Annotated in this window: 22 protein-coding genes; 1 reads left to right on the top strand and 21 read right to left on the bottom strand. The window is 44.7% G+C overall.

The features are described from left to right. Nucleotides 1-18 precede the first annotated feature (18 nt). From ACFSB2_RS15480 to ACFSB2_RS15385, 20 genes are all read right to left on the bottom strand, one after another. Complete coding sequence (locus ACFSB2_RS15480; RefSeq protein ID WP_377943996.1) at nt 19-369, bottom strand: hypothetical protein; 351 nt, start codon at nt 367-369, stop codon at nt 19-21. A gap of 128 nt (nt 370-497) precedes the next feature. Next, entirely contained in the window at nt 498-710 is a 213-nt protein-coding gene (locus tag ACFSB2_RS15475; RefSeq protein WP_377943995.1) for a hypothetical protein, read from the bottom strand. Beyond that, nucleotides 703-1,290, bottom strand: a complete 588-nt coding sequence (locus tag ACFSB2_RS15470; protein ID WP_377943994.1) for a hypothetical protein — start codon at nt 1,288-1,290, stop codon at nt 703-705. The genes ACFSB2_RS15475 and ACFSB2_RS15470 overlap by 8 nt, the downstream gene beginning before the upstream one ends. A 160-nt stretch (nt 1,291-1,450) precedes the next feature. Further along, nucleotides 1,451-1,633, bottom strand: a complete 183-nt coding sequence (locus tag ACFSB2_RS15465; RefSeq protein WP_377943993.1) for a hypothetical protein — start codon at nt 1,631-1,633, stop codon at nt 1,451-1,453. 113 nt (nt 1,634-1,746) lie between these two features. After that, nucleotides 1,747-1,974, bottom strand: coding sequence for a hypothetical protein (locus tag ACFSB2_RS15460; protein WP_377943992.1), 228 nt, complete (start codon nt 1,972-1,974; stop codon nt 1,747-1,749). Nucleotides 1,975-2,055: 81 nt separating this feature from the next. Beyond that, complete coding sequence (locus ACFSB2_RS15455) at nt 2,056-2,433, bottom strand: hypothetical protein (RefSeq protein WP_377943991.1); 378 nt, start codon at nt 2,431-2,433, stop codon at nt 2,056-2,058. A 91-nt stretch (nt 2,434-2,524) separates the two neighbouring features. Beyond that, entirely contained in the window at nt 2,525-2,848 is a 324-nt protein-coding gene (locus ACFSB2_RS15450) for a hypothetical protein (RefSeq protein WP_377943990.1), read from the bottom strand. 14 nt (nt 2,849-2,862) lie between these two features. Next, nucleotides 2,863-3,690 carry a ThiF family adenylyltransferase gene (locus tag ACFSB2_RS15445; RefSeq protein WP_377943989.1) on the bottom strand — a complete coding sequence of 276 codons (828 nt, stop codon included), beginning with the start codon at nt 3,688-3,690 and terminating at the stop codon, nt 2,863-2,865. Next, on the bottom strand, nt 3,681-4,691 hold the full coding sequence (locus ACFSB2_RS15440) for a Mov34/MPN/PAD-1 family protein (protein WP_377943988.1): 1,011 nt from the start codon (nt 4,689-4,691) through the stop codon (nt 3,681-3,683). The genes ACFSB2_RS15445 and ACFSB2_RS15440 overlap by 10 nt, the downstream gene beginning before the upstream one ends. 24 nt (nt 4,692-4,715) lie before the next feature. Beyond that, nucleotides 4,716-5,438, bottom strand: coding sequence for a hypothetical protein (locus ACFSB2_RS15435; protein WP_377943987.1), 723 nt, complete (start codon nt 5,436-5,438; stop codon nt 4,716-4,718). Continuing rightward, entirely contained in the window at nt 5,350-5,964 is a 615-nt protein-coding gene (locus tag ACFSB2_RS15430) for a hypothetical protein (RefSeq protein WP_377943986.1), read from the bottom strand. The genes ACFSB2_RS15435 and ACFSB2_RS15430 overlap by 89 nt, the downstream gene beginning before the upstream one ends. Before the next feature lies 1 nt (nt 5,965). Further along, entirely contained in the window at nt 5,966-6,328 is a 363-nt protein-coding gene (locus ACFSB2_RS15425) for a hypothetical protein (RefSeq protein WP_377943985.1), read from the bottom strand. 196 nt (nt 6,329-6,524) lie between these two features. Then, nucleotides 6,525-6,965: a hypothetical protein gene (locus tag ACFSB2_RS15420; protein WP_377943984.1), complete on the bottom strand. Its 441-nt coding sequence runs from the start codon at nt 6,963-6,965 to the stop codon at nt 6,525-6,527. 875 nt (nt 6,966-7,840) lie between these two features. Beyond that, a complete protein-coding gene (locus ACFSB2_RS15415; RefSeq protein ID WP_377943983.1) occupies nt 7,841-11,041 on the bottom strand; it encodes a DEAD/DEAH box helicase family protein in 3,201 nt (1,066 codons plus the stop codon). Nucleotides 11,042-11,137: 96 nt separating this feature from the next. Beyond that, the gene (locus ACFSB2_RS15410; protein WP_377943982.1) at nt 11,138-12,187 is read right to left on the bottom strand and encodes a DUF6094 domain-containing protein; all 1,050 of its coding nucleotides are present in this window, start codon (nt 12,185-12,187) and stop codon (nt 11,138-11,140) included. 162 nt (nt 12,188-12,349) lie between these two features. After that, complete coding sequence (locus tag ACFSB2_RS15405; RefSeq protein WP_377943981.1) at nt 12,350-12,622, bottom strand: hypothetical protein; 273 nt, start codon at nt 12,620-12,622, stop codon at nt 12,350-12,352. Beyond that, nucleotides 12,619-13,512 carry an ArdC-like ssDNA-binding domain-containing protein gene (locus tag ACFSB2_RS15400; protein WP_377943980.1) on the bottom strand — a complete coding sequence of 298 codons (894 nt, stop codon included), beginning with the start codon at nt 13,510-13,512 and terminating at the stop codon, nt 12,619-12,621. Before ACFSB2_RS15400 ends, ACFSB2_RS15405 begins: the two co-directional genes overlap by 4 nt. Before the next feature lie 80 nt (nt 13,513-13,592). Continuing rightward, entirely contained in the window at nt 13,593-14,789 is a 1,197-nt protein-coding gene (gene dnaN / locus ACFSB2_RS15395) for a DNA polymerase III subunit beta (RefSeq protein WP_377943979.1), read from the bottom strand. A 302-nt stretch (nt 14,790-15,091) separates the two neighbouring features. Further along, entirely contained in the window at nt 15,092-15,625 is a 534-nt protein-coding gene (locus ACFSB2_RS15390; protein ID WP_377943978.1) for a CHC2 zinc finger domain-containing protein, read from the bottom strand. Nucleotides 15,626-16,600: 975 nt separating this feature from the next. Then, on the bottom strand, nt 16,601-17,572 hold the full coding sequence (locus tag ACFSB2_RS15385; protein ID WP_377943977.1) for a site-specific integrase: 972 nt from the start codon (nt 17,570-17,572) through the stop codon (nt 16,601-16,603). 175 nt (nt 17,573-17,747) lie between these two features. Here ACFSB2_RS15385 and ACFSB2_RS15380 point away from each other — a divergent pair, with 175 nt between their 5' ends. Further along, entirely contained in the window at nt 17,748-18,548 is an 801-nt protein-coding gene (locus tag ACFSB2_RS15380; protein WP_377943976.1) for a polyprenol monophosphomannose synthase, read from the top strand. Nucleotides 18,549-18,654: 106 nt separating this feature from the next. On the opposite strand, the gene ACFSB2_RS15375 is transcribed toward ACFSB2_RS15380, so the two are convergent. Then, a partial coding sequence (locus ACFSB2_RS15375) for a LysM peptidoglycan-binding domain-containing protein (protein ID WP_377943975.1) occupies nt 18,655-19,052 on the bottom strand: 398 nt, incomplete at its 5' end.

Here is a 19,052-nt window from a genome sequence, read left to right as displayed (position 1 = left end):
CTCCCACATCCTGCACTTTCATCCTGCCACAAACAGGTCTGCGATGGAACCAATTTGAGAACCAACAACAATCCCAAGAAACGCCGAAACAATAACGACTATCCTGCCGCCTTTTTGAATAAACTTTCTGGTCCTTTCTTGCTCTGACTCAATTCGAGTTAGGTGCCAATAAAGGATACCGAATAATGTCGCAACGACTACTCCAAGTAATACAAGACCATAATGACCTTCGAACCATGTCCATAATGACGGCAACTTTAATCCAAAATGCCACGGATTATTAGCTGGAGGCGGTTGAGATGCGTGTCCTCCTGAATGAGAAGTGCTGGCATTGTTACCGATAGATTTACTAGAAATTGAGCCTGACATAATACTTTTCCTCCCTTCCATCCGCCCCGAAAAAATTGGTCATGTGGGCGAATTTCTACAAAAATGGCCCACATGACACGGCCGATATGAAAGGTTATTGGGCTTGTCCGGATACTAAAGGTATGGTTTTAATGATTCACCACTTTATAATCTCCCTTTTCTATCCAACAAGAATTAATTTTATTTCCATTCTCAATTCTAACATTTCCATTTTTATCAACCTCGGCTACTTGAAAGGTTCTCCCAATTGATTCGGCGTACCAAACCATTTCATTATACGCGCTAATAACTTCTATTTTCATGTTATCGTTCTGTTGCTTCCTGTTGTTTACTTCACGCATGGCGCCGACCTCCTTGGATTGGTTCGAATGGTTTTGCTCCCACTTCTCCTTGCTGAACCGGAACGAGAGCGCTCATGAGGTACTTGTGGAGTTCCCCATCGTAAACTCTGTTCAAAAATCCGCCAGGAAGCTTGGTTGCCACCATACGATCCAAGGTGTCTGTAATCTTCAACTCCTCGTCGGAGTACTCCATGATGAAGTTTACCAACTGGGACTTGTCCATCAAGAAACTGTCTGATTGAGTGTAACCTATATAGAACTGCACTCCAACGTCCAATCTCTCCATCTCATTGCCACAAGCGCAGAAGACGTGTTCCTGTACCTCGACCCGTTCGGTTTTTTCCGCACATTCAGGGCAGAAATACACACCAAGTCCAAGGTCTCCAGGCGTTGGGAATACGTACACTTCATTACCGGCTGCATCAAAGATTCTCGCATCGTCCGTTTGACTGTCAAATCGTTCATCACATTGCGTCATCATGTTGAGGACAAGAGACTTTAGATTTGACCCAAGACTAACAGTGGTGATGATGCCTCCATCGGCAAAAACTGCAACGAACAGCTGATTCTGTTGATTCATGTAAAGCACCTCCATAGGGTTCAATGTTGCAATCTCCCTATGGCCCACGCCAGGGATTGCTTGTTACTCCCGGCGCGGGATGGGTGTATTCAGTCACTTATCGCCGTTGCGACAAACCTGAATTAATGCTACCTTCGACACTTTCCATTCCTATCACGTTTCATTCGCTTATGACAACAATTTCAATATCAGAACGCAGCGGGCAATCGGGTTCGCCTTCTTGAGTAGTGGTATGCAAACGTCCATCAACATCTGCATAGATACGTTTGTTTTCTACATTCTTATAGAGCTTTCGTCCCCAATAGTCTTCACCGATGTATCTAACTTCGATTGTATTTGCCATTTATATTGCCTCCACGAATTCGATATTTCATTCTGGATATGTTGCAATCCCCCTATTGCCCGAGTCATGTGATTGCTTGATACTCCCGGCACGGGATCGGTGTGTGGTTAATTTTAGTTCGCTAAAGCATAACGAACTTCTGGTACATCCTCACAATCTGCGAAGTAGTCGATTGGAACAAGGAACATTCCCTTGATGATGATGTAACCGTGATCCTCAACAGCTTCACACATGATCATTCCAGGATGATATTTCGTCTGGTATCCTTCGTTTGCATATAACGAGTCAAGTTCAACTCGGAACTTTCCTGATTGAAACTCTTGGCGTTTAGATGCAAACAATGAATCTTTCGTCCCTTCTCGCCCCCATTTCACGGAGGGGCGAATTAATAACCCCACCGTGCCGGGAGTGAAAAAGTGAACTCAGTATGTGGTCGCGAATCTACTAAATTCGGACTTGAATCTGTTGAACCCTTCGGGTGTGATTATTGGAATACCGAAGGTGTTGTTGGCAGGATTAGCCCAAAAATTATTATGGGTGAGAACGTCAAATGACTCAGTTTCATACTTTTCCAAGTCACGTACAAGTTCTGCCTCTTGATACCAAGAAACGGTTAAAGACTCGAACTTTACGAGCTCACCAGTGTCAGGATTGAGTTTATATAATGCGTACTCCTGCAGTGAGTCTTCGCTTGAGGACACATTTAGAGCCAGAAGTGTTTCCGCAATCTCGAAATACTGATAAGGAATCCATGTATGTTGAGTTAAATCCTTTGCAGCTTCGAGAATTGTCTTTTTCACTAGAAGTTCCCCTTTCAACGCTCCCCTTCGCACGATGGGAGGCGTTTAACAACATCCCATCGTGCAGGGAACACATTGGTATGGAAACTGATTAACTCGCTTTAATGCGCTTAGAATCCTTCATAAACATTACGGACATCGCCAACTCCCAATCCTCCGCGAGCTCCTTTTTGATTCGATCTCTTTTGTCAATCCACCAAGAGGCAGACGGATAGAAGCTCACGATTCCAAATAACGCGCGGTCAAGATTTACTCTGAGTTTCTCGATCAAATCCGTGTTTAGTTCGTTCCAATTGCTAGGCCTAAGAACCTCATCAATTCTTTCTTGCATAGAAGCAATGTAGCGGGCACGGATATCCGTTGCCCACTCCACTTGTTTGTCGTTCCCTTGCAGTTTTACAAGGGTTACTTCCATTACTGCCTAACCTCCTAAGCTATTGACACTTCGTGCAACATTGATATCGCCGGGTGACTTGAAACGTATCCCCTAAGCGCGTCAAACATGGTTCGACTGTTAAGGATGGTTCCATCCGACAATAACGTGTACAGATACATGAGCACGCTTGTTGCAGCCAAGATGTTAGTCATATGGCGTTGAGGGTTACTTACCACAACTTCCCCACAACTAACCTCTGTCGGCAACTGGTCCTCTTCGATAAGGTTAGGGAATACGTCACCAGGGAAAGGGAGTTTTGTTTGACCGTTCACGCGTACGCCGGCCACAACTTGTCCGTCCCATCCTGAGTCTTTAATTTTCTTCAGCTGATACCGGTCGATATGTTCTGGGTTCTGTGGCATATTTACACCACTGTTACCCGAGTCGATGTACACAACGTTGCGCAACTTACCTAGAAGGTTATGAAGCACAAGACGTGTCGACCCATTATCAACACAGCCAACCACAATTAGATTGTCTCTCTGCGCACCTAGTTCCTCTAAACGAGTCTCGTAGGTGATATATGACGGGTAAGCTGCTACGTCTATGCCATATGCCCGACTGTATCTCTCAGCCAAAACACTAGCTTTTTTCTTGCCAATGTCTTGTGGGAGAAACTGTTGCCTAAGTAGATTTTTCTGCTCAATTTCGTCCCCGTCGATGAGTAGAACTCTTGGCACGTTATTTCGTCCGCGTTCAACCTTTAATCCATACAGAAGACGTGCTACTTGGCCGATCACATAACCTCCTGTACCGCCAACCCCTACTATTATCAGTTGAGCCCTTTGTTGGTCGATTACACGAACTGGTGTTATTTCCATAGAGTATTTACCTCCAAGTTAAGATTTCCGGAGATCAAATCCGTGGGGTTTGACTCCACAAAATGACCTCCACATGAATATCTGAGCCGAAAGTCCGGTAATTCCCGTTCACAGTGTCCAACAACCGCATAAAACCCTGTTCGGATTTCATCAGCATCATCGGTCTGCGAGAAAAATGCCGGCATCGTATTGTGTGAGTGGATATGAAGAACGATAAAATGTTCGTCAGTTTCCATGAATGGCTCGCCTTCGACACTCACCTTTGTCTTCACTTGATTGGGCCAATGAACGAAGTAACCGTAAAATGGTTTCCAAATTATGTAGGCAAGGTGTTCTACAGTGGTATCCCCTTTGAATACATCTAGGACTTCTTTAATGGCAGACAACGGAATCCGTGGTACAAACAACTCGTTTAATTCAAAGTGTCTGGTACCTTGGCCCTGTAGAGGTGCAGTAAATACACCTGTATGGGTACGACGGATTTCATATATTGTTCCATCTTCTGTGTCCAGATAGTTGTACACCGTAAGTGACTTTTTTGGATGCTCAGTAAGAATTGGAGCTGCGCCCTTCTTGTGACCTTTTAACACAGGAATGATGTGGCCCTTTTCCTTGTCGTACACCATTTCCACACGGTCTTTTCCAAGTTCCGGAAACTCAACCCATTCATCAATGGTGTTTACCAATTTGGGATCTCCGGTTCCTTCTGCTATTTCGACTTCTTCGTAGTGATATTGAAAGCCCTCTTCAAGCATCTGCCTAATTTGCTCCAGCTTTAGAGTCCGATCATCTATGACGTATTTATGTCCGGCATAATAGATAATGCGCGTCTTGTCGTACACATCGGGTTCTTGCTCTACAGGTTTCGAGGGTGTAGAAGCTTTGCTAACCGCCTTTTTGTTCTTGGCATTATTAGCTGTTGCTTCATCTTCTACTTGCAATTCGAATCCATCTACACCTGCAAACAAATCCATCTGTCCCTTGATTTCGGTCGTTGTCATAATAGGATCTCTCCTTAGAGTTTTTTAGTGTTGGTGGAATTGCTCAACGGTCTTATTGAGCGGGATCAGCCACTCCGTGGGTACTTCACCACGTTCAGCGACTGCAGCTAGAAAACTTTCGTAACTCGTGTATTCCGAGTTGTGGGATTTGCCCAGACCAAAAAGGTCTTTGTTGTTTGTTGTTTGAAGGAATCCAAATATGCCTTTCTCAATTACTTGGTGCAACTCACATTGGAAGTTCGTTGCTGTCCAACAAACCCGTGCATCACCATAAACATTTGAAAAAGGCCAACGATAAAGTGGTGTGCTGGGCGTGACCGTTTTTTGGTCCGTAATAGCAAGTCGGAATTCGCGTACGAATTTGTCTTGCGTTCGGTATCGTATTTGATAAACCATCGTAGGTACTTGGATGAGATAGGACGCATCCTCATAAAGAAAGGGATACTCCATGCTCGGTACCCACCCCGTGACGATGACATCGAAATTGTCTGGGGTTTCAATCGTATCTACCAAAAGTGTTCCCTCTGGAAGTGCAGGGATTTGATTGTGGCGAACCTCAACCTTGTCCAGTTGTCTTACGGTAGTGGAACTATCCAATAGCCTTAGTAATTGGGTGACACTTACCGTTTTGTAATGCGACACTCCGTTTTCGCGGATCTCAAGCTGCGGTAGCTGACCCGGGCTCATTCTGAACAGGATTTCCTGACCGGAATGCCCGCCAACTGTCTGCTCTACTACAGTGGTCATAAAACTCCATAACCTCCCATGCTCGGAGAAGAATTTCCCAAGCCTCTAGTACTGCTGATACGTCAAGTTCATCGAGCAGCCACGTAAAGTGTTCCTGCCCCATCGATTCATCTCGGACAAAAACGGCATGAGGTTTCATCCACTTAATGAAGTGACGCCATACCGCTGTATCCTTTTGTTCACCAATTAAAGTGATTGCAAAGACTGATTCATACTCGAGATTCGCATCATCGGGGTCGAGTGGGTTACCTGAATCAAAATAGATAAGGTTTGCCCATTCTTCCTCGTCATGAGGAGTCACGACTGTAAAAGAACCTTTAAGGTTGGGGGCGATGATCGATAGAATGGATTCGAGCTGCATTTCATACATGTCGTCTCCGAAACCACCGTTGTAATCGATGCCATATGGCCAAGAGATTTCTTGATTGTATTGTTGAGGGGTTAGACCCGTTCTAATAACGAGGTCTCTGAGGAATTCTAAGTGGCACAGACTGAGTGCGTAGTTTTCGTAGTCTTCGCTGTTCATCTCAAATGAACACCTCCCCCATGGAAGAATCGCATTGAGCTTCTAGTCGATAGATTTTACCGACCAGTTCATCCCATGCTTCTGTATCCACCATGAAGTGCGCTTGTTCGACGAACGGGCTGCTAGACTCGCTATCATCTGGGTCCCGAATCAATTCCCAAGCAGTTGCAATTGTGTTGTCCGTTAAGGCCACAAGTGCATCAAACGGAAAGTCTTGATTCTGGATTCTTTCGAGAAGATCCATACCGTCCTTTATCCGTTTATGCTCGGAATCGCTGTCAACGCTGTCAGGGAGCGAACACAAATCATTGTGAAATGCATCCCAATCAAATACTACGTGCTTCTCAACGTCAGGAGTCACCACTTTAAGATCACCTTCCCATTTACGTAAAGGTTCTTAAAGACGTTTCTCCGATACCATTGAGACTTAATGATTTCCAATTGGCTTGCTGTTAGCATTGGTTCGTTCCCCTTTTACCTTCCCGCTTAGCACGAGGGAAGGTGATTCTTTCCCCTCGTGCAGGGGTACAGCAAAAGATGATTGGTTTTACACAGCTGTGTTATCGTGCTGCGTGCTTTTCAAGTTCCTTGAGTCTGTGTTCAATGGCTTCCTTGAACACGGCTGACGTACCTTTGCGATATGAACCGAAGAAAAGAACGCAAAGAGATATGCCGGCAAATACGCCAAGAAGAGGAGCAATCAAATTGACATGTCCAAGTTGATGAATATTATTCAAGACGAAAGTGAAGCAGGCCGTGAACAATGGAAAAGCAACTTGTGCAAACTTGATGGTTGTTTCCCAACTCTCTATCGAGAAAATGGATTTGTGTAGGAACAGTCGTAGCGTGTCCACATCGGTGAACTTGGCAAAGTTTTCATCAACCTCGTTCTTCCGAGTAGATACAACACTGTAGTGCTTCGACAATATTTCCTTAGTATTGATTGCTGGCATTAGCTGTCTAATAGCTTTGCCCACTCTTGAAAACGGCTTTTGCTTCATGTTGACCCACTCCCTTCAAGTTACCCCTTAACACAGAGTGAAATAGTATTAGGGGTATGTAGTGTAGAGATTCTTGTGGAAAACAATAAAAAAACCACAACGACAAAATGACCTTCAAGAACGTCGATTTACGAACGTCTGAACGTCAAACGGTTGTGGTTCATCACGGATAATCCGTGTTTTTATTGATTTTCCAGTGTTAGTGCTTGATGCTTTTCCTAAGTTCTCGTTGGTCTGTTTGACCCCGAGGATGGTTGGTGCCCGTGTCTCCTTTGCACGTGTACGCTTTTAATTACGTGTACAACTTCGGCGCAAAGGATAAGCCATATGGCAAGGGTTTGAAACGGGTGTTGCGGTGATACTTGGTATTGCTGTGTTGCATGTTGAACGTCTGTTTGCTTGCCCAATGGCACTCGGTACGAGATGAGCAAACTCAATGTCGCTTGTCTGGTACAGACTAATAACGCGATCATTGGGGTTGGGGTGTTTATGGAATAATAATATACTAGGCAATCATTTCTTTCAATGGTACTTACTTTTTTGGCTCAAAAGTATAAACAGCAAATCACGTGGCTATACTTGATTTTGTGAGAGGATGAATTCTGTAGGCGCCGACGGATAGTAATCCTGTTATTCTCATACCGAATGAGCCTAGTCCTAGGTGGCTCTGAATCCGAAATGTGTAAAAGGCCAGTACATATAGGGTTTTGACTAGGGGGTAGCTACCCCTGGTCTATTCGTGTTGTTTCAGACAAAGTAGGAAGAAATCGACTATTATAGCCAGTATATAATTTATTTATCATATAACTAATGAACGAAATGCCACAGTTTTACGTAAAAAGAAGGACCCCCGCACGGCGAGAGTCCATCTTGTATTAGAGAGCAAAACCGAGCTGATTTTCGGTTACGTTGTATTTCCGTTTGGCTTTAACAACAAGCCCCATTTGTGACCGCATTTCACCAACAGTGATAAGCGGGGCGGGTTCGTTGGAAGAGTCAGATGCTTTACCCTTACAAGCAGACAGCACATCGTCGCTGAACAACAGCAATGCTTGTGAAGCAGTATCTTGGGAAACGCGCTCTGCTCGACCAGGAAGAGCCACGATGGTCGGAGATTCTGGTGTTGCTTCAACCGGTTCTTCGGAAGGCATTTCCACGCCAGCAATTCGGCAGGTTTCCGCTGCTAACCGCTTCATGGCAAGGCCAATTTCTTCTTTGAACAGTTGTTCCTCAAGTGTAACCACGCCTTGAGGAATATCCTTGTCTGCAAGTGATTGCCACTTCGCCGCAAGGTCCTCTACATCGCCCAGGCACGCAGCGATTGAGAAGGTTGAACTTGACTTGTCATCGAGCTCCGCGAAGGTAGCCACATCGCTACGATCAAGCCGACCCTCTAGCAGCATTGAGTGACTTCTCTTCTTAAGGAACCGCTTGAACTGAACCATTTCATATGATCCTGAGTAGACATGGTAGAAAACTTTGCAAGCTCTGTGTTGCCCGATTCTCCAACTACGCCTGCTAGATTGCCTAAGAGTTGCCACTTCATCCGTAAATTGGAAAAATATCAATGTTGGGAAGGAGAGCAAATCTAGGCCAACTTCAACCAGCTTAGCATTACAGACAACAACCTGAACATTCTTCTCTACTACGTCCTCTAACCATTCAACACGATCCTCAGGACTTACGGTAGCTTCGAGAGTTTTGACCCGTATCCCCTCTTCTTTGAGAATGTTGAAGATACGTCGGTCTTGCTCTGCGTCACCACTGTAGCGAACGTAAACTACGCAACGACGACCTTGTTCAAGTTCCGATTGGACTTGTTTTATCAGCGCAGTCTCCTTAGCTGACCTTTGACTAGAGTCGTTTGGTGCGTAGAAGCTAACCAGATCATCCCCAATTGCTACGTGCATATCCTTATGGGGCTGATTCGCGGCATTTACCACGGACGGAATAAATTTAGCAAATGCTCCGGTGTTACCCTTCGCATACTCTTGTTTCATTGCTCCTTCTAACTGTCCGTGGAACATGTTGTACGTACTTCGGTGGTCGTCCTCCATCTCGTGGAAAATGGGTTGCTCAGTCAATTCGACGAGAGGAAGTCCCAAATCTCCTAGTTCTAGGAACGTACACTTGTCAGCAAGGTAATTGACGAATAACTTCGGTGAAAGACCAGGAATCTCACGTGGAGGATTCTTGATGACCTTCCGATTTGTAGAACCACCCGCGGCAATAACATCGTCCTTAGAGAATCTTGTCTTCGTCTCTAGAGTTCCATATAGGCTCACGAATTTATTGCAGGCTTTATGGTCAAATCCTTCCTGCTTCATTTGTTGAGGTGCGAGACGCCACAGCAGATGGTATAGGCTACTGGCTTTTCCATCGGAAAGTGTTCCGGTCAAACCTAGAACCTTATTTGCTGTTCCTACCAATGCTCCCATTGCCTCGCCTTGCCCGCTGTTAGATTTATATTGGTGCAATTCATCTACAACTAGCAAGTCGAAATGGTTGCGAACATATTTTTTGAGGAACCATGCCGGTTGCAGACGTCGACGTTTTAACTGCTTAACGTTTTCTCGTTCCGGTACCACAAAGCGCATGAGATTGTGTCCGCACGCTGTGCAATGGCATTCGGTTACAGAATCACGCCACATAATCTGCTTACCATTCATACGGGTTGCCAAATCGTCAAACCCAAGCTTCAACTCTTTGATTTTATCAGCTTCTGTTTCCGCAGCCCGCGCCGCTTTCTCAGCAGCTTTTGTCTGCTTAATTTGAATCGCGCCACAGTCAGGACATGTGAACACATCCTTGATTAAGTGGGCCGACTTGGTAATGTATCCATCATGTTTTGGATGTTCTTTTTGGAATTCGGCATCGAACACCTTTTCTGCAAAAACCACCTGTTCGTGGTATTGCAGTGCAGGTACTTTCGGCATTCCAAGCTTTGCAGTATCTCGGCTCAACAATACAAACTCAATAGGAGCCTTCTTGTTGTTCCGAACCGTCTGTTCTCGGTAACGCACGGCCGAGTGCCAATCTTCCAAAACGGTCACTTTTACACCAGGAAGCGTCTTGCCGATTTCATCTCGAATCCATTTCGGGATGGTGATACCTGGTACTAGCATCAAACAAGCGAATCCATTATTACTCTTCTTCGCTAGGCTGTTTGCTACGCCTAGTGCTGTTATGCTTTTTCCTGTTCCCATATCGCTAGAACAGATAACGCCTTTTTGTTCTTGCATTACATTGACTATAGCTTGAATCGTGTGAGCTTGAGCAGGGAATGGAATACGTCCCATTTTCGCAATCTCAGGGTCAATCGGCCGATCCAAGTCATGTGCCGGTGTAGCCAAATCTTCAATCGCCACGGCCAAATGAGGCGCGTACGTTTGAAGGTAGTCTATTACCTTTACTTGACCCTCTTCGTTAGGCACAAGCGCTTCTGAAAGCTGTGGAGCATCGGTAACACCTTCGGGAAGAAGGATACGATTGGATGCGAGCAATGAACTTAATACGTCTTTTGCGGCATCCTCAGTAAGGGATTCTTTCATCTCGAACGCCTTAACGTCCTGCCAGAAAGGGACTTCTTCATCCACCCAAACCTTTAACTCACCGATATACCCTTGGTTTTTGCATTCTGACCACAGTTCACTCTTCCATTCTGGAACGTATGGAAGGTTGAAATCAGTGCTGAATCTTTGAAGGAAAAGGTCTTCAATATTTCCCCCATCAGGAATGATGAGTATCCGTGACTGGCCCTCTAGAAGTCTGTCATCTACGGCCGACTTATGAATCACAATCGTGTGGTTCAGCTTATCGATCGGACGAGATATCAGACGATACATATACCTTTTGGACAACAGCCTCTTTTCAGAACTCCATGCCTTAGAATCCCTGTACAAATCGGTTTTTTCGCCTTTTACAATGCGCGCTGCTACAGCTCGCGCAGAAGTATCAGCATCAATTAAACCGACTGCAATCAAGTCCTCCGTGTTGTAGTCCACAAATCTAGTAATCAGCATGTGTACGTGTGAACTCATCCAGTTCTTGTCGTCACGGTATTTTAATACTTTCATGTAGGTGCCCCGCACATTCCAACTAACCGAGAGCGTCTGCCCCGGTAAAGTTGCTGCCGGGGCTTCGCCTCCCTTATGTTAAATTGTTTGGTTGACTTACATTAAGTCTAGTATTGTTCCATCTTGCTCAATGGTTCGAACGGCTGTAACGTACTTCTCGCTTTCAATCACGATGACGTCCCCATTATCGGCAGTCGTTGTTTCTGTTTCAGTCACCTTTCTTGTGATGCCGACAACCATGTGCCGATTATCACCAACCCCCACCGATCCGTTAAGCGCTCCCGCGGCAATGAGTGTCGCCATATGAGTGCGACGAAATGGCAACGGGGGTCGAGAAAGGTTCGTGATTGCCACGGTGGAATTCAACATGTTAGTCGCAATTTTGAAGGCATCTGATGTTGCTAGGTCTTTAATCATTTCTTCCTTATCGAGTAAATACCCGCGGAACTTGATAGGTTTCATCTCTTCTAAGAAAGGAACGGACCAAACTCGATCATCGTCTTCATCATCCAGGTATGGCATTGGTGCTTCTAAATCCAACCCATACGTAAGAAATTGCTTTGCTAGTTTCTTTTCCTCGTCGTTGAAACGTTTGACTGAGCCTGCTCTGCGACGACCAAAAACAACGACTTGCTTATAGACGCTGTATTCTTCGTCATCAAACCGGTACACAGCTAAATCACTGTAGCGGTTGAACAAAGCTTGAACCATTGACTGTTTCAGTGTGTAACGCGGAATAACGAACACCAGTATTCCGTCTGCAGCCATGACCTTGGACAAATCTCTCAGGAAGATTAACTCCTTGCGATTTGCTTCACCCTCTTGCCCAGAATTGGAGTCGTAAGGTGGATTGAGGAACATAATCTGCATACTTTGTGGTTCGACTCGCGCTACTTCATAGGCGCATTGAACAACTTTGGTGAGTTTCTGTCCTGCTTCTTCGGCCCGGTGACCGTCCAACTCGATCCCGTATGCTTCGGATCCTTGTGGAGCTGCGCTTGCCACTAGTGCAAGTGCATCACCTTCACCACAGCAAGGGTCAATCAAACGCGTTTGACCGGAGAACGATAGTCTAGCAAGGATTTTACGTACCATTGTTGTTGGGGTGGGATAATAGCCACCTTTTGCTACACCTTCGAGTCTCATTCAGTCTCCTCGCGTCCTGCACTTGGAGACTGGGGCGATGCCCTCCGTCTCCAAGAATTGCAAGACGGAGGATTCACCTCCCTTAATTTGTGATTGTTATCACAAAGATTGTTGCTTTAGAGCGTAAATTAATCACCTAGGAATTCTAGGTATTGAATCGATTTATTGATCTTTTCCGCAGAAGTGACAAACTCCCTCTGCCGTCCATAATCCATAATGCATGAGAAAAGGCGTACCATCATTCCACTCTACGATTGAGCCCTGGTTTCCTTTTCCACATTTCATACATTTATTATCCTTTTGCTCTTTCTCGTATTCTTGTTGCCGTTTGATTAGATTCGAAGTAACTTTTTCTCCATATTTTTGCAAGCTTTCCTTTTCCTGTTTATAATCCATATGACTTTCTCCTTGAAGAGTCACCTGGCTTGAATTCATGCAACATTCTCCTGTTCGGTAGAAGGTTTACTATTTTCTAGAGCGGATAGTATTTGATCAGCTGCGTTTTGAATTCTTATAGCGGACTTACGAAGGCGTTCAACAGCATCTTCTCCGTTCCATCCGGCAATATAGCCGAATGTGTAGGTTGATGTGTCAAAACCCAAACTTTGTGCTACTACAAAAGCAACACTTTCCGCTTCAAGCTCACATTTTTCTATATCCGGTAACTCTGCCCATTTACCATGAAGGAGACCGTGGCCCCATTCATGGACTAGAGTTTTCGCCTTCTGTAACTCAGGCAGGCTTTCTAGGACTCGAATTGCATTGGTTGAACGGTTGAAGTCTCCGTTTGCTCCACCCAAGACTTCTACGCTTACTTCAGTCACGGGGAAAGGACAGACAGAACGAAGTTGTTCATACCACTCACAGTCACCATGTAGAATGTTGACCTCAAGGTTGGGAACCTCAAAAGGTTCGCCCTCCGTTTGAGAAACATCAAACACGTAAACGATACGAAAACCAGACAACATCTTTACTGCCGGCTTTGAATTGTTCGTTTCTGTGGGTTCTCCATCGAGCGATAATTCGGCATCATCCGTTGAAGTCCGTTGTTTGCGAAAAAGGGGTGCGAATATCTGAATTCCCTTTTCGCCTTTTTTGATGTGTCTGCCGAGCTCCTTCCACTTGTTGAAGCCAGCAACGTACGTCGCACCTGGTTTCTGAAACCAAATCAACAAACTGTTGGTGAAGCTATACGAGTGAAACTTGGACTGAAAACGCAGGTAATTCTTCCACGTTTGAGAGTCCATCAGTGACAGAATTCCTGCTTCCAGTTTCTCCAAAGCTTCCTGGTTCTTGTTTGGGCTTTGTGTACCCTTCTTGTTCATGCGCAATGTCCCTTAACACTTGGGGGTAGTCCCCCTAAGTGAAACGGGGACTACCTCCCTTGTGTAATTTTTAGAGACTCTTAAGCGCTTTTTGACTCTTTGGTCGTGGTGCTCAACTTCGAAGATGCGGAATAGAGAATCGCGGAGATTACCGCGATTGAATTGTTCTCCTCTCCACACGGTTCAATGGAAGCTGGTTGATTTTGACCGTTAAAACCTAGTCTCACGTTTTCTACACCTTCTAGAGAACGAAGGGTGTCGAGCCAGAATGCTACATTAAATAGCATTGGCTCTCGTGTATGACCATCCGATTCAACGAAATCCAGATACCAAGAACCATCTCCAATTTTTGAGTTTTGTCCAGTGATTTTAATCGAATCATTCTCGAATTCGAACTGGATTTTCTGGTTTTCCTCTGCAGCCGTAATCGCTATCCCGTCACATGATTCAATCATTTTTTGACGATTGACGATGACCCAAGACGGACCGCTTACCATAATGCGACTTACGTCGGGGAATGACCCATCAAGTGCGCGCATTACGATTCGTGTACCACCATCATTCCAAGAAGCTAATAACGCGGTATCGCCAAACTCCAGTGTCACTTCTTCATCCTCGTCGGTCGGTAACATACCGAGCATTCGACTTAGAGGGGTTGAAGGTATCGTGATATTCACGGAGTCACCGAACGCCGACGACTCAATGGAAGCCTTTGATAAACGGAATCCATCTGAAGCCGTAGCGGTAATTTCGGATTCGGTAAGCCGAAAATTAACTCCCTGTAAGATCGGGCGATGGTCGTTTGACGGAGCAGTTGCATACGCTGTGCGCGACAATAGCTTCCGTAAGTCATTCGAAGATACCGTTGAAGCCATGACCCGAGAAGAATCGCTCTTGTAAGGAATGAACAAATCCGGGTCGAGGCCTGACAGTTCGAATTTCGCCTTTCCATACTTAATGGTTGCCTTGGTCTCTTTGACCTCAATTGCGACTTCCCCATTGGCACGTTTGACGATTTCTAATAGTTCTTTTCCAGGTAGGAAGCAAGCGCCGCCACGCTCAATTTTAAGCGGACTTTCTACTGCCAACTGGAATATTGTTTGTTGGACTGATGTGTCATCCGTGCTAGCACTGAAATCCAACCTTTCTCCTTCGAGATCGGCAGAGATATGAACGAATTTCAGAGATTGACGAATGACTGTACTAGGAATGATACGAACGACATCTTTCAAAGCCTTCACCAGTTCAACATTGTTCAGACGGATTTTCATATTCATTACACGCTCCTGTTTTGACCCACGCCGCCGCGAAGGTCTGATTAATGGTTCATCAGATCCTCCGGCGGGAGGGAAAACATAAAACGTGATGATAGAGTGTTAATCGAGAACGATATTAGTTCTCTACAACTATTGAACTACACGGTTAATCTCATTTCGGTAATCCGTACAAGGTGATACGTGTAATCCAAAAGGCAAGATGCAGCTCGCACACTTTGAACTCTGTTATGGAGTCTTTCAAGTGGATTGCGAGATTTAGCAAGTCTGTTCCAGTATGGAATTCAAACATGATGTTTGGACAATTATGATGCTACAGATTGCTTTTGCTCCAAGGCTGCTGTATTACGTTCGGATTCAGCCATTAGTCGTGCTACTGCCTCGTCCATCGCCTTTTCATGGGCCAGATGTTCTAACCATTCTGACCAAATCCAGTCCAATTCTCTTCTGCGGCGTGCGTACCACCGTTTTCCGTCCACACCTTTAGGCGGAATCGGAGTAGGTGTTTTGAGGGTAAAACCCATCGCATTAAGCTGTTCTTTCGATAGCTTTTCCGCAGGATGTAATGGACGTCGACGCTTTGATTCGTTTGGCGGATACAAATCGTTCTTTGCTTCTTCAAAGCTGGTTTTCCGCAGCCATGCGTGGAAATGTACAACACCGCCACTAGCATGACACTTGACACAGTGATATTGATCTTTCGCTGTGTTTACGTACAGATGGTACTGCCTGCCTTTGTCTCCGCAATCGGGACAGTGAGCCTTCCATTGGTCGGGGCGTCCTGTTTTGAACAACTGAAAGTCGTTGCGACGTGCAACTTCCTCAATGCCAATTAACATGACGGTCCCTCCCTTACTCTGATGGTGTAAACTGTCATCTCCATTTCCTTTCCCGATCCCCAATACCGCGGGAATCGTTCAATATCCCCTGCGGTGGGGCGGGAAACTAAAAAAAGGAACATAACACAAAATAGACCTCAATATATCTCAATAGAGACAATAGACGTCCTTTGGTCATGTTCCCACGCTAATAGCGCTAATATTTGGTTTCCCTATTATTTAAGCTTGAAGTTCTAGTTTCTCCGTCAGAACTTGTCTGGGAGGATGGTTGATGTTCCTTATCGCACCATACACGTGAGAGCGTTTAGTCTCAACTTCTGCGTATAGGCTATGCCAAAAAGGCAAGGAATGCTGCTGGTTTGCTTGGTAAAACTTGTACTGCGGTACTGCTGTGTTACTTATAAACGTCTGTTCACTTGGCATTTGCCACTCGGTACGAGTCCAGTGAACTCAATGTCGCTTGTCTGTTACAGACTATTAACGCGATCATTGGGGTTGGGTTCTTTATGAAAATATTTTATTGCAAAAGGATAAAAAATGCAACATTGGTAGGCTCGATAATGTCATGGCTGGAAAGAGTTCGTAGGGACATACTGAGGATATTACGAACTGATGTTTCAAACAACAAACGGCCCACATCGGGGTCGATTACCAGAAGAGCAACCTTCATATACTCAGGGTTGAATCATTTACTTTTGAGGGAAGAGATTCATCCAATATCCGTCCTATCATATCAAGTCCTGGCTGTACTAAATGCCGTTGATCTTGCATGTAGACTTCCCTCCTAGTTCAACCAACTTCAGCCTTTCATTTAACAGGATATTCTAGTTGTCTGTAGGACAAAACGGGGACAATTTTCCCGCCAATAAAAAAAGGGCCCGAGTCTCTACGAACCCTGGCCCACGCCGTTTAACCAGATCATTTCCACCCTCAGTTAGGCGACTTATGACGAGTTTCTTCCTATTAAATAGCACATCATAATCCTAGTTTGGAAGATGCATTGTTTTTCAACTCAATGTCCCGCATGTACTTTCTGACGGTATCATATTTCTTGTGTCTCGTCGTTTTCATGATGTCATCGTAAGTTGCACCATTAATAGCTGTTTGCGTGACGAAACCAGACCTTAAACTGTGTCCTCCGAATTCGTGAGGGTCCATTTTAAGAAGGCGTGCATACTTCTTTACTATCCTTGCAACCCAGTGAGCTCCTAATGGCTCATCAAGAATCTTTCCGTTTTTTCTGATGCGACGAAACAAGTACCCTTCAGTTATCCCTGATAAGGACAACCAATCCTCTAATGCTTGTATAGGGCATGTATCAGCGTTTTCTCCTAGATTAATTGCAATTACTTCACCTTCCCCTGTCTGGTCAGTTTTGCTTTTCTGGATTGTAATGTATAAAGTACGTCTATCGAAACGAAGGTCTTCTGCCTTCATGGCGACTAATTCAGAACGACGAAAAGCCCCCGCAAATCCAATCAAAAGAATTGCTTTATCCCTTACGCCTATTGAACCCTCCGGTAACAGAGGAATTATTTTTAAAATATCATCAGTGAGTATTGCACGTTTACCAATTTGCTTTGTTCCGTTCTCCCTTGATATTCCGTCCATTGTCATTTTGACTAACCCTGACTTGGTTGGGTCGGGTTGCTTCGCCAGTTGATGAGCTAACCGTATCGATGTAAGCCTCCTTCGAATCGTGCTGGTCTTTTTCGTAACCGCAAGCTTTGTTATGTAAAGTTGAATGGTTGTGTCTGAGGCAGGCATAAATTGCAGAGAATTTGATTGACACCACAGGACAAAATTGTCCCAATCTGACTTGTAGGCAATATTTGTATTTTTAGCCTTAGACGATTCGATGTAAGTAGTTGCCTTTTGGTTCAGTTCAACCAAGTCGTCGGAAGGTAGCAACGAATTATTATCTACTCTAACTATTAAATCACTCAATATTTACACCACCGAATCTGTTATCGTACTCTATTTAATATATTACTATAAGAGCCATTAACGTAATTAAAAATAGTGAGTAACTTCACGATAAATGACCAGAAAATGTCCGATCCAATGATTTTTTTTACTCTATGATTTTATATATATTAAAAATTCGAGAGGGAGTTTTCGTGTGAAACTGAGCATCATCATTCCCACATTTAATGAACGAGATAACGTTCGAGTTTTGACCGACCGGATCGATGCTGCTATGTCGAATTTAAAATTGGGCTATGAAATATGGTTTGTCGATGATAGTCGTGACGAAACAACAGCTCTCTTAGAGGAAGTATCCAAGGAACGGAGTCATGTTCATTATTTGCATCGGGACAATGGACGCGGACTAGCGACAGCTGTGGTGACTGGCTTTGAAAAAGCAAACGGTAAGTACCTGGTTGTTATGGATGCCGATTTGCAGCACCCACCTGAACTACTTCCCACAATTCTAAAGAGTTTAGAGGATGGGGCCGAAGTCGTTATTCCTAGTCGATTTGTTCAAGGTGGAACAGATGGAGGCTTGAGTCTTGTTCGAAAATTCGTTTCTTTGACTGCAAGGATGATTGGGCAGATCGCAATTCCTCGTTTAAGAAATGTCTCAGATTGTACTGGGGGCTACTTTGGTCTGCACAGAAGTGTTATAGAGGGTATCGATTTAAGTCCTATTGGCTGGAAAATACTCTTGGAGATATTAGTGAAAGGTCGATATCAGGCTGTCCGTGAAATTCCCTACTCCTTTCAGCCACGTGATGCCGGAGAATCGAAGATGAGTATAACTGAACTGTTGAATTATCTGCGCCACTTGTTACGACTTGTTATGTACAGCCGAGAAGATCGAAGGTTTTATTCGTATTGTTTTTTTGGAACCCTTAGTGTGCTGATCTGCATCTTTTGCGGCCATTTTTGCAAGGTCCAATATATCGCGGAACTTTTTTAAGAGGCTACAAACGGCAAAATAAATCGCTTACATTTTCTGTGGAAGGCTTACTAGCGCGGTGTTCGAGATATACAAAAGCCCTTCCTGTTGGAAGGGCCGCAAGGCATTAGTGTTGATGTGTTGGAACGAGAATGACCTCGCCTGGGTAGACTTGAGCTGACTTTAAATTGTTTATGTCATCAATTAATTGAATTTCATCCTGCCGGTCTGTTACAGATGGGCAGTTGATGGTTGCAATACTCCAAAGGGTATCCCCTTGTTGAACAACAACTTGCTTCCAATCTGTATAAATTGGCGGTTGGCACCATTTGAAAACAAACAGCAAGGCAAGCACGAGTAATACTGTATAACCCAGGATTGATCCTACACTGAACCGATATTCTTTTTTCCCAAAACTTAATTTTGCTTGTTGTTTGAGTAATGAATTTCGGGTTTGTTGAACAATGGGTTTGTTATATCCATATTGGCTCTTTCTTTGTGCAGTGTACATTTGTACCCCTCCGT

The sequence above is a fragment of the Alicyclobacillus fodiniaquatilis genome (assembly GCF_042678105.1).
GTDB lineage: Bacteria > Bacillota > Bacilli > Alicyclobacillales > Alicyclobacillaceae > Alicyclobacillus > Alicyclobacillus fodiniaquatilis.
Note: the sequence above shows the minus strand (reverse complement) of the source record. Positions and strands in the feature narration are given on the sequence as shown.

Bases quoted from the DNA above. Each gene is read 5' to 3' on its own strand.
- ACFSB2_RS15435 (WP_377943987.1), bottom strand. From the start codon at position 5,438: ATGACCACTGTAGTAGAGCAGACAGTTGGCGGGCATTCCGGTCAGGAA.
- ACFSB2_RS15400 (WP_377943980.1), bottom strand. From the start codon at position 13,512: ATGAACAAGAAGGGTACACAAAGCCCAAACAAGAACCAGGAAGCTTTG.
- ACFSB2_RS15415 (WP_377943983.1), bottom strand. From the start codon at position 11,041: ATGAAAGTATTAAAATACCGTGACGACAAGAACTGGATGAGTTCACAC.
- ACFSB2_RS15465 (WP_377943993.1), bottom strand. From the start codon at position 1,633: ATGGCAAATACAATCGAAGTTAGATACATCGGTGAAGACTATTGGGGA.
- ACFSB2_RS15480 (WP_377943996.1), bottom strand. From the start codon at position 369: ATGTCAGGCTCAATTTCTAGTAAATCTATCGGTAACAATGCCAGCACT.
- ACFSB2_RS15430 (WP_377943986.1), bottom strand. From the start codon at position 5,964: ATGAACAGCGAAGACTACGAAAACTACGCACTCAGTCTGTGCCACTTA.
- ACFSB2_RS15410 (WP_377943982.1), bottom strand. From the start codon at position 12,187: ATGAGACTCGAAGGTGTAGCAAAAGGTGGCTATTATCCCACCCCAACA.
- ACFSB2_RS15390 (WP_377943978.1), bottom strand. From the start codon at position 15,625: ATGTTAATTGGCATTGAGGAAGTTGCACGTCGCAACGACTTTCAGTTG.
- ACFSB2_RS15450 (WP_377943990.1), bottom strand. From the start codon at position 2,848: ATGGAAGTAACCCTTGTAAAACTGCAAGGGAACGACAAACAAGTGGAG.
- ACFSB2_RS15445 (WP_377943989.1), bottom strand. From the start codon at position 3,690: ATGGAAATAACACCAGTTCGTGTAATCGACCAACAAAGGGCTCAACTG.
- dnaN (WP_377943979.1), bottom strand. From the start codon at position 14,789: ATGAATATGAAAATCCGTCTGAACAATGTTGAACTGGTGAAGGCTTTG.
- ACFSB2_RS15470 (WP_377943994.1), bottom strand. From the start codon at position 1,290: ATGAATCAACAGAATCAGCTGTTCGTTGCAGTTTTTGCCGATGGAGGC.
- ACFSB2_RS15475 (WP_377943995.1), bottom strand. From the start codon at position 710: ATGCGTGAAGTAAACAACAGGAAGCAACAGAACGATAACATGAAAATA.
- ACFSB2_RS15420 (WP_377943984.1), bottom strand. From the start codon at position 6,965: ATGAAGCAAAAGCCGTTTTCAAGAGTGGGCAAAGCTATTAGACAGCTA.
- ACFSB2_RS15405 (WP_377943981.1), bottom strand. From the start codon at position 12,622: ATGAATTCAAGCCAGGTGACTCTTCAAGGAGAAAGTCATATGGATTAT.
- ACFSB2_RS15440 (WP_377943988.1), bottom strand. From the start codon at position 4,691: ATGACAACGACCGAAATCAAGGGACAGATGGATTTGTTTGCAGGTGTA.